At 74.2% G+C, this 11328-nt stretch carries 10 protein-coding genes; 6 read left to right on the top strand and 4 right to left on the bottom strand.

The annotated features are described in order from the left end of the window. The first annotated feature begins 236 nt into the window (after positions 1-236). Both NI25_RS17790 and NI25_RS17785 read left to right on the top strand, forming a co-directional pair. Positions 237-809, top strand: a complete 573-nt coding sequence (locus NI25_RS17790; RefSeq protein ID WP_030183825.1) for a SigE family RNA polymerase sigma factor — start codon at positions 237-239, stop codon at positions 807-809. Then, on the top strand, positions 806-2047 hold the full coding sequence (locus NI25_RS17785; protein WP_233520742.1) for a hypothetical protein: 1242 nt from the start codon (positions 806-808) through the stop codon (positions 2045-2047). Before NI25_RS17790 ends, NI25_RS17785 begins: the two co-directional genes overlap by 4 nt. 11 nt (positions 2048-2058) lie before the next feature. Here the strand turns inward: NI25_RS17785 and NI25_RS17780 are convergent, their stop codons facing one another. Beyond that, positions 2059-2925: an SURF1 family protein gene (locus NI25_RS17780; protein ID WP_199560944.1), complete on the bottom strand. Its 867-nt coding sequence runs from the start codon at positions 2923-2925 to the stop codon at positions 2059-2061. A gap of 144 nt (positions 2926-3069) precedes the next feature. On the opposite strand from NI25_RS17780, the gene NI25_RS17775 reads away from it, so the two are divergent. Further along, on the top strand, positions 3070-4947 hold the full coding sequence (locus NI25_RS17775) for a prolyl oligopeptidase family serine peptidase (protein WP_061443389.1): 1878 nt from the start codon (positions 3070-3072) through the stop codon (positions 4945-4947). Between the two features lie 190 nt (positions 4948-5137). On the opposite strand, the gene NI25_RS17770 is transcribed toward NI25_RS17775, so the two are convergent. From NI25_RS17770 to NI25_RS17760, 3 genes are all read right to left on the bottom strand, one after another. Beyond that, positions 5138-7024, bottom strand: coding sequence for an NAD-binding protein (locus NI25_RS17770; protein ID WP_061443388.1), 1887 nt, complete (start codon positions 7022-7024; stop codon positions 5138-5140). 407 nt (positions 7025-7431) lie between these two features. Further along, positions 7432-8538 (bottom strand): PucR family transcriptional regulator, encoded by a 1107-nt coding sequence (locus NI25_RS17765; protein WP_061443387.1) that lies wholly within the window; start codon positions 8536-8538, stop codon positions 7432-7434. A 102-nt stretch (positions 8539-8640) separates the two neighbouring features. Then, positions 8641-8886 (bottom strand): zinc-ribbon domain-containing protein, encoded by a 246-nt coding sequence (locus tag NI25_RS17760; RefSeq protein ID WP_061443386.1) that lies wholly within the window; start codon positions 8884-8886, stop codon positions 8641-8643. 352 nt (positions 8887-9238) lie between these two features. Here NI25_RS17760 and NI25_RS17755 point away from each other — a divergent pair, with 352 nt between their 5' ends. From NI25_RS17755 to NI25_RS39400, 3 genes are all read left to right on the top strand, one after another. After that, entirely contained in the window at positions 9239-9529 is a 291-nt protein-coding gene (locus tag NI25_RS17755) for a DUF3040 domain-containing protein (RefSeq protein WP_061443385.1), read from the top strand. Positions 9530-9601: 72 nt separating this feature from the next. Beyond that, positions 9602-11146 carry a potassium/proton antiporter gene (locus NI25_RS17750; RefSeq protein WP_061443384.1) on the top strand — a complete coding sequence of 515 codons (1545 nt, stop codon included), beginning with the start codon at positions 9602-9604 and terminating at the stop codon, positions 11144-11146. Positions 11147-11174: 28 nt separating this feature from the next. Next, positions 11175-11324 (top strand): hypothetical protein, encoded by a 150-nt coding sequence (locus NI25_RS39400; protein ID WP_158508447.1) that lies wholly within the window; start codon positions 11175-11177, stop codon positions 11322-11324. Positions 11325-11328 lie beyond the last annotated feature (4 nt).

Genomic DNA, 11328 nt, shown 5'->3' with positions numbered 1-11328 from the left:
GGGGGACTGTCCGGGCGGCGGTCCGGGCGGCTGGTAGGGGGACTGTCCCGGCGGCGGTCCGGCGGCGGACACGGGAACGTGACGCCCGGCACGTACAACCCTCGCGGGGGTCGACGTGTCCAACTGGCGTGGCAGAGGTTCTCGAATTCACCGCAGGGGCACGGGGCGCGGCGCTGCGCCCGCACGTTCCGCCCGCCCGGTCCGTCCGTCCCCGTGTGGCCGGTCCGGCCGGTGGCATGCCGGTGATCGCGCCCATGCCCGCAGCGCGGCCGGCCCGCATATCGAACCAGCGCGACGGCGCCGAGGACGTGGCGGCGGGTACCACCGTCGACCACCTCACCGAGACCTACCGGGCGCACTACCGCTCGCTGCTCGGCCTCGCCGCCCTCCTCCTCGACGACACCGCCTCCTGCGAGGACGTGGTCCAGGAGGCCTTCATCCGCGTCCACTCGGCGCGCAAACGCGTCCGGGACCCGGAGAAGACCCTGGCGTACCTGCGCCAGACCGTCGTCAACCTCTCGCGCTCGGCGCTGCGCCGCCGCATCCTCGGCCTCAAGCTGCTCTCCAAGCCCATGCCGGACATGGCGAGCGCGGAGGAGGGCGCCTACGACCAGCTGGAGCGGGACTCCCTGATCAAGGCGATGAAGGGACTGCAGCGCCGTCAGCGCGAGGTGCTGGTCCTGCGGTACTTCGCCGACATGACGGAGGCCCAGGTCGCCGAGACGCTCGGCATATCCCTGGGCTCGGTCAAGGCGTACGGTTCGCGAGGCATCGCGGCGCTCAGGGTGGCCATGGAGGCGCCGGCATGAGCGACGGCAGCGACGCCCGACGGGACGACGACGAGGGGCCGGACGCACGACCGGACGCCCGCGACGGGCACGACGCGCCCGCCGGGTCGGACGGGCGGGAGCAGTACAGGCACAAGCACACGCACGCTGGGAACGGAACTGTGAACCACGGCCCCGCCGAGCAGGGCCCCGACGCCGAGGGGCCCGACGGGCCGGCCGCCGACGGGCCGGCCGTCGACGAGGCCGCCCTGCGCGCGATGATGCAGCGGGCGGTCGGCGAGATCGAGCCGAGCGACGGCACCCTGGAGCACCTGCGGCGCGCCGTGCCCGCCCGGCGGGCCCGAAAGCGTCAGGCCTTCGTCGGCGCGGCCGCCGCCGTCCTCTTCCTCGGCACGGCGGTCCCCGCCCTCGTGCACGTCTCCAACTCCGCCGGCGCGGGTGCCGACCCGTCCGTCGCGGGCAACGCCTCACAGGCCCAGGGCGGCGCCTCCCAGGGCAAGGACCCGGCCGGCGGCCAGAGCGGCATCGCCGGTTCCGGGGACACCGCCGAGGGCAAGGACAAGGACGGCCCCAAGGAGACGCCGGGCGGCAAGGAGAGCGGTGCCGCGGCGGGCACGTCCCCCACGGACGTCCCCAGCGCCTCCACCCCCGCCGACGTCCCCGCCTGCGCGCCGGGCTCGCTCGGCCCGGCCGTCGCCAGCAGCGCGGCCCCCGACTCCACGGGCGTGGTCTACGGCTCCTTCCGGGTCACCAACGTCTCCTCGGACGGCTGTACGGTCACCGGTCCCGGCAGCGTCGTCACCGCCTCGCAGGGCGCCGCGGACGCCGACCGGATCGGCACCGCACGGCACGCCGCCGGGGACGCCGCGGCCGGTCTGCCCGACCCGTCGCTGGAGGCGTCCTCGCTGACCCTGGCGCCGGGCGCCGCGTACGAGGTGCAGTTCGCCTGGGTGCCCTCGGAGACCTGCCCCACCACCGGCGGTCCCACGGGCGGCGGCACGGGCGGGCCCTCGCCCGATCCCTCGCCCACCGGGGACACGACCACGTCGGCGGGCAGCTCCGCAGGAGGAGGAGGCGGCGGTGGCGGCGGCGAGGCGGGGCCCACGACCCAGCTGGTCACCGCGGACGGCCCGGCCGAGGGAAGCGTGTCGGTGACGTACACCCCCGAGGGCGGCTCCGGCTCGGCGACGGCCACGGTGTCCAACGCGTGCGTGGGGACCGTGTACTGGACGGGGCTGCTGGCGGACCCGGCGGCGTAGGCCCCGGAGGGTCAGGAGGTGAGCCCCGCCTTGGGCTCACCCGCCCCGTCCCCGGCAGCCTCGGGCTCGGCGGACTTACCGGCCTCCCCGGCCTTCTCGGGCCTCCCGGCCTCGTCGTCCTCCGCGACCAGGCCCAGCTCCGCGTCCCGGGCGAGTTCGAGCTCGCGGCGCGCCAGCCGGAACCACATGAAGATCACGAAGCCGACGAAGGCGAACCACTCGGCGGTGTAGCCGAGGTTCTGGAAGGCCTTCAGATCGAGCCCCGTGCCCTGCGGCGTACTCACCGGCACGGCCCGCATCCCGGAGTCGCCCTCGTTCAGCGTGACCCACGCGTCGTAGACGTCGTACGGCACCAGGTTGAGCAGCGTCGCCGCGCTGATCGAGCCGGTCTGCCCGTCGGGCCACCCGGAACGTCCGCTGACACCGTTGCTGCCGGGGGACTCGGCGGCCTGGAGCGCGCCGGTGACGGTGACCTCGCCGGCGGGCGGGGCGGGGGCCTTCGCCGGGTCGGGCTCGCCGGGCAGCCAGCCGCGCACGACGGGCAGCGCCCGGCCGCCGTCGGTGCGCAGGAGGGTGAGGACGTAAAAGCCCTCCCGGTCGTCCAGCTTCCGCTCCGGGACCAGCAGCTGATCGTCGTACCGGCCGGTGACGGTGGTCTGCTTGCCGACCGTCGCCTTGTCCACGGGCAGCAGCTCCGCCAGCGGGCGCGCCGCTTCCCGGCGGGCCGACTCGTGCTGCGTGGTGGCGGACTCGTGGTCCTGCACCCGGTCCTCGAACCGGCCGAGCTGCCAGGAACCCATGAAGATGCAGAAGGGGATGGCCAGGACGACGAAGACGTTGATCCCCCACCATCGGGGCGTCAGCAGAAACCGGTACACGCCTTCCACGGTACGGTGCGCGCCCGGAGAGCTCTGCCGCGGGGCTGTGGAAAAAGTGGTGGAGGGGGAACGGGCCGGGGGAGGTTGTCCACAGGCTGGGGATCTCTTCTGCGCGGTGTCGCCGGGTCGGGGCAGTATGGGGCCATGACTGAGAGCAACGGGTCCGTTCCGCCGGACATGGATGCGGCCGTGGACGTGGACAGGGACGAGCGGGCCGTGGACGGGCGGCGCGCGCAGGGCGAGCAGGTGCCCGACTGGGAGAAGCGGTTCCGGGCACCGAGGGTGTCGCTGCCCGACTGGGCCGAGGACGCCCCGGACCGCTCCCTGTTCGTGTCGAACGCGACGGGGACGTACGAGCTGTACGCCTGGGACCGTGCGAGCGGCGAGCAGCGCCAGGTCACCGACCGGCCCAACGGCACGACGGACGGGGCGCTCGCGCCCGACGGCGAGTGGATCTGGTGGTTCGACGACAAGGACGGCGACGAGTTCGGCGTCTGGCGCCGCCAGCCCTTCGCGGGCGGCGAGGACGAACTCGCCGTGCCGGGCCTCGACCCCTCCTACCCGGCGGGCCTCGCCCTCGGCCGGGACGGGCGCACGGCGGTGATCGGCCGCTCGACGGACGAGGACGGTACGACGATCCACCTCGCGTACGCGGGCGGGCCCCCGGCGGAGATCTACCGGCACCGTGAGTCCGCGGGCGTCGGCGATCTCTCCCACGACGGCTCCCTCATCGCGATCGAGCACACCGAGCACGGCGACGCCATGCACTCGGCGCTGCGCGTCCTGCGCCCCGACGGCAGCACGGTCGCCGAGCTGGACGACACCGAGGGCGGCGCGAAGGAGCTGGGCCTGGAGGTCCTGGGCTTCGCGCCGGTCGACGGCGACACCCGGCTGCTCGTCGGCCACCAGCGCCGGGGCCGCTGGGAGCCCCTGGTGTGGGACGTGGCGACGGGGGAGCAGACCGACCTCGCGCTGGAGCTGCCGGGCGACGTGAGCGCGCAGTGGTACCCGGACGGCTCCGGCCTGCTGATCGTGCACGGTTTCGAGGCCCGCAGCGAGCTGTTCCGCTACGACTTCGCCGAGCGCGGCCTGACGGAGATCGACACCCCCGCCGGCACCGTCTCGGGGGCCACGGCCCGTCCCGACGGCAGCGTGGAGTACCTGTGGTCCTCGGCCGCCGAGCCGTCGGCCGTCCGCTCCACCACCGGCCGCGTCGTCCTGGACCCGCCCGGCCTGAAGTCTCCCCGCTCGGTCCCGGTGGAGGACGTGTGGGTGGAGGGGCCCGGAGGCCGCATCCACGCCCTGGTCCAGAAGCCTGCCGGGGCGGCCGGTCCGCTCCCGACGGTCTTCGACATCCACGGCGGTCCGACCTGGCACGACAGCGACTCCTTCGCCGCGGGCCCGGCCGCCTGGGTCGACCACGGGTACGCGGTGGTCCGCGTCAACTACCGGGGCTCCACCGGGTACGGGCGTGCGTGGACCGACGCCCTCAAGCACCGGGTGGGCCTCATCGAGCTGGAGGACATCGCGGCGGTGCGGGAGTGGGCGGTCGCCTCGGGCCTCGCGGACCCCGAGCGCCTGATCCTCACCGGCGGCTCCTGGGGCGGCTATCTCACCCTCCTCGGCATCGGCACCCAGCCCGAGGCGTGGGCGCTGGGCATCGCGGCCGTGCCGGTCGCCGACTACGTCACGGCGTACCACGACGAGATGGAGGGTCTCAAAGCCCTCGACCGCACCCTGCTGGGCGGCACCCCCGAGGAGGTCCCCGAGCGCTTCGAGGCCTCCTCCCCGCTGACCTACGTCGACGACGTCAAGGCCCCGGTGTACATCTCCGCCGGGGTCAACGACCCGCGCTGCCCGATCCGCCAGGTCGAGAACTACGTCGAGCGCCTGGAGGCCAGGGGCGCAGTCCACGAGGTCTACCGCTACGACGCGGGCCACGGCTCCCTGGTCGTCGACGAACGCATCAAGCAGGTAGCCCTGGAACTGGACTTCGCGAGAAGGCACTTGCCGAAGCGGTGAAACCCCCTCGGCCGGCCGAAGCGCTCGTCGGGAACCTCTCGGCCGGTCGAGGCGGTCTTCGGGGTGGCTTCTTGGCCGACCGAGGCGGTCTTCGGGGTGGCTTCTTGGCCGACCGAGTCGGGTGGTGGGTGGGCACAGGCGGGGGGTCCAGGGGGCGGAGCCCCCTGGCGGGGTCGTAGGGGCGGCGCCCCTACAGGTCCGCCCCCCGCCGCACCACCCGCCGCCCCAGCAACTCCGCCAACCCCCGACGCGTAGCCGCCAGCACCACCCGGTCCGAGCCCCGCAGGACATACGTGTCGGGCAGCTCCCACACCAGCCGAGACCCCCGCGCCCCCTCCGAGCCGGCACCGCCCACCCGCTCACCGTCCAAGACGCCGTCGGAGACCTCGAGCGCCAGCACCCGCCACGCCCCCGGCCGGAACGCCTCCCCGACCGTCTTCCCCTCCAGCTGCGGATGTCCCGCCACCCGCACCGCCGCGAACAGCAGCACCCGCCGCTCGACGGGGATCGCCCCCAGGATCTGCCGCCCCATCATCGCCCCGGCGAAGGACGGCGCCGCCAGATGCGTCACGCTCCGGCTCCGGGTGAGCGCGCGGGGGTGCGCGGCGCGCAGGGTGCGGTACACGGCGGTCGCGAAGTCGTCGTCGTACAGCCGCAGCACCACCCGCAGCCGCGACCGCACGGAACGGGCGTACAGCACCGCCTCCAGGTTGGTCGTGTCCACACTGGTCAGCGCGAGCAGCGAGTGCGCCCGGTGGATCTTGGCGGCCTCCAGGACGCCCTCCTGGGTGACGTCTCCGAGCACCACCGGCACCCGCAGCCGTCGCGCGGTCGCCATGCCGCGCGCCTCGGGGTCGGCCTCGACGCACACCACGGGGATGTCCATCTCCCGCAGCCGGGTCAGGACGCGCGTGCCGATCTTGCCGAGACCGAGCAGGACGACGTGCCCGCCGAGACCGCGCGGGGGCTTGCGCAGGGAGGACGCGGTGCGGAAGGTGCCGAGGGCCTCCAGCACGGCCGCCAGCAGGACGGGAAGCAGCAGCAGCCCGACGAAGCCGGACAGCAGCTGGAGAATCTGGCGCCCCCTGTCGTCGTTGTGCGCGGGCTCGTTGATGGCGAACAGGTCGAGCAGCGTCACGTACGTGGCGTGCACCGGATGGTCGCCCGTGACCACCATCAGGGCCACGGCGAGGGCCACCACGCACGCCGCCAGACCGGCCAGGGACCACCGCAGCCGACGCGAGAACAGCTCGCCGAAGGCGGGCACGCCGGCGCGCCCGGCCGCCAGCGGCGGCCCGGAGTACGACACCTGCTCCAGGGCCACGGTCCCGCGTCCGGTGGCCGCCTCCACCGCCGCCGCGTCGGGCAGCAGCTGCGGCCCGTGCTCGCCGCTTCCCTCCGAACCGTCCGCACCGGCGGGGTCGTTGCTCGTCGCGGAGAGCAGCGCGAGGGTGCACAGTCCCGGGTCGGCCACCTCGCCCGGGCGGGGCGGCTGCCGTTCGACGGCGCGCAACAGGATGCCGTCCGTCTCGACGATCTTGCTGGTGCCGACGAGGGCGGTGGCCGCCAGTGCGGGCGCGGCGGTGTCGGCGTCGGACAGCACGGTCGTGGACCCGGAACCGGAGCCCGGACCGTCGCCGGTGGCCAGTGCGGCGCTCTGGTCGAGGAGTTCCTCGATGTGCTGCCCCAGCCGCCGGTTGTACAGGCGCAGGACCAGACGCAGTCGCGGGTTGAGCCGGCGGGCGGTCAGGGCGGCGCGGATGTTGGTCTCGTCGTCGTCGTACACGAGGGCCAGCGCGGTGGCCCGCTCGACGCCGGCGTCCGCGAGCACGTCCTCGGTCGGCTCGGTGGCCTCCAGTTCGCGGTCGGCGTCGGCCGCATCGCCGTTGCCGGTCCGGTTGACGGCCGCGTTGACCATGTCGAGCAGCGCCGCCGAGGCCGCGCGGGCCCGCCCGACCACCGGCTGACGCACCCGTCGTCCGGAGGGCGGGACGACGAGTGTGACCTGCTCGCGGTAGACGCCGCGCAGTTCGGCGGCCAGCCGGTGCGCCAGCCCGTCGTCGCCGCACACCACCATGTGCGCGTACCCGTCGCCCTGCGGAACCTGGTTCGGAACGCTCCCCGTATGAGTCCCCATTTGAGGAAGGACAGTACCGGCACCGGGTCCGGTTCCGGAGACGCCGCCGGCGATCGAGGGCGGCATGGAAGACGCGCGAAGATTGCCGGGATTCGGCAGTGACGTGCTGTCGCGGCACGTGTGACGATGCGTCTCACCGAAGCTCAGCGACGGGCGGGACGGGGGACGGCACGCATGGCCCGGTTCTCGGGCCGGGGGGCCACGGGGGACACGGGGGAGTGTCACGGGGGTCGTGCCGCCCGCCCTGTCGCTGGTCTTCGGCGGACGGCCGGCGGGTGTGTGTCCGCCGGAGTGCCGGCGGGTGTGTCCGGCGCAGGGCCGGCCCGTCCGCGACCGTGGGGGCGGGACTAGATCTCCTGCGCGGGCCACCCCAGCAGCCGGGCACCGATGACCGCGGTCTGCAGTGTGTAGCGGTGCACCGGGTCGGAGGCGTCCGCCCCGGTCAGCTGGTTGATGCGGTCCAGCCGGTAGGTGAGCGCCCGCACGCTGAGCGCGAGCCGCCGGGCGGCCTCGGCCGCGGTGCAGCCGGCGTCGAAGTACACCTCCAGGGTGCGCAGCAGCGGCTCCGCGCCGCCGCGGGCGTCGCGCAGCGGACCGAGAACGCTCAGCACCAGGTCGGCCATCGCCTGCCGGTCCCGGGCGAGGACCGGGTAGACCAGCATGTCGGCGGCGCGCACCACGGGCTCGTCCAGCCCCAGCCGCTCGGCGAGTTCGAGGGTGCTGAGCGCCTCCTCGTAACTGTGGACCACGCCGCCCGCGCCGCTCCGGGGGCGCCCGATGGCGACCCGGTTGCCGTCCGTGGCGGCGTAGGCCTGCTTGGCGAAGAAGGACAGGACGTCGTCCTGGTCGCCGGGGGCGATGCAGATCAACTGCCCGTTCTTGGTGGTGATCAGGATGCGCCGGTCGCCGAAGCGGGAGATGAGCGCGGTCTCCACGACCCGGGTGACCGGGGCGGTGTCGTCGTACGCCTCGGGGCCCTCGGCCACCGCGACGGCGTGGGCGTGGGAGAGGACGAGCCCGAACCGCTCGGCCCGTTCGGCGAGGCGGCCCAGATCGCTGCGGCCGTAGAGCAGGTCGTCGATGAACTCCCGTCGTGCGGCCTCCTCCTGGCGCACGGCGAGCCGCTGAGCGCGTTCGTATCCCTCGGCGAAGGCGTCCACGGCCTGTGCGACGGCGGCGAGCACGCTGCCGGTGGCGTCGGAGCCCGCCCCCGTCGAACCGCCGCCGGGCCAGGACGTGCGCGTGGCGTCCAGATGCAGCCGTACGAGGCTGCGCAGACTGTGTCCCGCCTCGGCGGCCCGCTCACCGAAGAGCCGCCGCTCCTCCAGCTCGTCGCGGGTCAGCCGGCGCCCCGTGTCGGCGACCCCCGCCAGGATCTCGGCGTACCCGGTCAGGTACGTCTCCTCCCGGCCCGCCCGCTGGTCCGCCCGCTGGTCCGTCTGCAGGTCCCTCACCCCGCGCCTCCCCTGCCGTTCACGCCCCGTGCGCGGTGTCCGGCAACGTGAGGGTAGTCAACACTGCCGGAAACCGGCAACGCGGAAGGCAGGGGGAAGCCGCTAGCCTCGCCCGGCCTCCTGCGCCTGGAACCGCTCCGCCTGCTCCCTGGTCACCTGCTGCTCGGCGCCGCAGTACGTGCACTGCGTCGCGTACTTCGTGGAGACGGGGAACAGCGGCACGAAGAACAGCGTGAACTTCGTGACGCGCTTGCGGAGTGCGTGCGCGGAGGGGTTGCCGCACCGGGCGCACACCAGCGTCAGTATCGCGAGCTGGTAGAGGTATCCCTTGGTGCCGAAAATGATCACGAGCTGGGTCCTTCCCGGTCGGCCCCCCGCGAGCGCGCAGGACACGCAGATCCTCTCCCAGGTTGCGCCCGAACGGCGCCCGGAGGCCACTCGCGTCCCGCGCGGCGGGCCGACGGGGCGAGGCGACGGGGTGACTCGCGCCCTACAGGTCGCACGCCCCGGTATTTGGGTGCCGGCCCGGATGGCCCGAAGGGCCCCGTACGGGCGACTCTGGAGGCCACTCCCCTTACCCGGCCCCACCCCGCGGCTCCGTCCCGGTGTGCTCGGGACGACCCGCCCCGCAAGGAGAGCACATGGCCCGCCCCACTGACCGCGTCGCCCACCCGGGGTCCCGCGGCGGGAGGAGGACCTCATGCCCGTACCCGACGACCGCAGGCTCACCGAGATCGAGACCCGGCTGCACCGCGAGGACCCCCGCTTCGCCCGCGCCTTCGCCGACGGCCGCCCCTGCCGGCCGCGCGAGTACCGGTACCGCCGGGCCTGGCTGCTGCTCGCCGTCGCGCTCGGCGCGCTGGCCACCGGCATGCTTCTGGCCCACGGGCTCCTCATCGCCGCCGGGCTGGTCTTCGCCGGCGTCGCCGGTGAACTCTTCGACCCGCACCGACGCGAACGCCCGACCCGGTGCCCGCCGTCCGGGTCCTGACCCCCGCGGGGGCCGGGCGACGGAAGCGACGGCGCCCCGGGGCGCGTGCGGGTACGGCCCGAAGGCCGCCCGATGACCCTCTCCGAGCTGTACGTGATGCTGCTGATCGGCGGCACGGTGCTGCTGGCCAGCATCGCCGCCGCCCGCGCCGCCCACCGGATCGGCCTGCCCAGCCTGCTGCTGTTCCTGTGCGTCGGCCTCGTCGCCGGCGAGGACGGCCTCGGCCTGCGGTTCGACGACGCCCAGCTGGCGCAGGCACTGGGCGCCGCCGCCCTCGCGCTCATCCTGGTCGAGGGCGGCCTGACCACGCGGTGGAGCGACGTACGGCGCCTGCTCGCCCCCGCCGGCGTACTGGCCACGGCGGGCGTGGCGATCTCCGTCGTGGTGACCGCGGCGGGCGCGCACTGGCTGCTGGGGATCGACTGGCGCCTCGCCCTGCTGATCGGCGCGATCGTCTCCTCCACCGACGCCGCCGCCGTCTTCTCCGTACTGCGCGCCCTGCCGCTGCCGCGCAAGGTGAGCGTGCTGGTGGAGGCCGAGTCCGGCTTCAACGACGCGCCGACCATCATCCTGGTGCTGCTCTTCTCCACCACCGCCGACCTGCCGGGGCCGCTGCCCGTCGTGGGCAACCTGCTCTTCCAGCTCGTGGTCGGCGGTGTCCTGGGCGTGGTGATCGGCCGTCTGGGCGTCGCGGCGCTGCGGCACATCGCCCTGCCCGCGACCGGCCTGTACCCGCTGGCCACGGTCGGCTTCGGCGTCATCGCCTTCGCCGCCGCCGGAGCGCTGGGCGCCAGCGGCATCATCGCCGCCTACCTCTCCGGCCTCGTCCTCGGCAACGCCAAGCTGCCCCACCGCGCGGCCACCCGCTCCTTCTCGGAGGGCGTCGGCTGGCTGGCCCAGATCGGTCTGTTCGTCATGCTCGGCCTGCTCGTCGACCCGAGCGAACTGCCGTCGGCGATCCTCCCGGCCCTGGTCGTCGGCCTGGTCCTGCTCCTGATCGCCCGCCCCGTGTCCGTCCTGCTCTGTCTGCTGCCCTTCCGCGTGCCCTGGCGCGAGCAGGTCTTCATCTCCTGGGCCGGTCTGCGCGGCGCGGTCCCCATCGTGCTCACCACCTTCCCGGTGGTGGCCGGGGTGACCGGTGCGCGCGACGCCCTGAACATCGTGTTCGTGCTCGTCGTCCTGTTCACCCTGATCCAGGGGCCCACCCTGCCCGCCGTCGCCCGGTGGACGGGGGTGACCCGTCCGGACGCGCTGCGCGAGATCCAGGTCGAGAGCGCGCCGCTCGACCTGCTGGACGCCGACCTGCTCACCGTGTCCGTCCCACCGGGCTCGCGGCTGCACGGCGTCACCGTCGCCGAGTTGCGGCTGCCCCACCCGACGGTGGTGTCCCTGGTCGTCCGCGACGGCTCCACACTCGTACCCGACCGCGAGACGGTGCTGCGCACGAGTGACGAACTGCTGCTCATCACCACGCCCCCGGTCCGCGAGGCCGCCGAACGCCGCCTGCGCGCCGTCGGCCGCCGCGGCAAACTGGCCCGCTGGCTGGGCGAGTCCGGCACTCCGGAGTCGGATCCGTTGCTCCCCGTTCACCCCGGAAAGCAGCACAATGCGCAATAAGTGATGCGGTAAACTTCTTTACCGAGCCGTGACCGTGCGGCAGTTCGAGAAGACGGGGGTACGCCAGATGCAGCAGCTGCGCCGAGCGACCCCGACCGTCATTCCCGCCGGTCCTCTGGGCGCCGTCCGCACCGCCCGCATCGACAACACGGCCCGAGACAGCGTCCCCGAATTCTGACGCG

It is taken from the genome of Streptomyces sp. CCM_MD2014 (assembly GCF_000772045.1).
Taxonomy (GTDB): domain Bacteria; phylum Actinomycetota; class Actinomycetes; order Streptomycetales; family Streptomycetaceae; genus Streptomyces; species Streptomyces salinarius.
The sequence above is the reverse complement of the archived record's forward strand: the minus strand, read 5'-3'. Positions and strand labels throughout refer to the sequence as shown.

Bases quoted from the DNA above. Each gene is read 5' to 3' on its own strand.
- NI25_RS17790 (WP_030183825.1), top strand. From the start codon at position 237: ATGCCGGTGATCGCGCCCATGCCCGCAGCGCGGCCGGCCCGCATATCG.
- NI25_RS17785 (WP_233520742.1), top strand. From the start codon at position 806: ATGAGCGACGGCAGCGACGCCCGACGGGACGACGACGAGGGGCCGGAC.
- NI25_RS17775 (WP_061443389.1), top strand. From the start codon at position 3,070: ATGACTGAGAGCAACGGGTCCGTTCCGCCGGACATGGATGCGGCCGTG.
- NI25_RS17770 (WP_061443388.1), bottom strand. From the start codon at position 7,024: ATGGTGGTGTGCGGCGACGACGGGCTGGCGCACCGGCTGGCCGCCGAA.
- NI25_RS17755 (WP_061443385.1), top strand. From the start codon at position 9,239: ATGCCCGTACCCGACGACCGCAGGCTCACCGAGATCGAGACCCGGCTG.
- NI25_RS17750 (WP_061443384.1), top strand. From the start codon at position 9,602: ATGACCCTCTCCGAGCTGTACGTGATGCTGCTGATCGGCGGCACGGTG.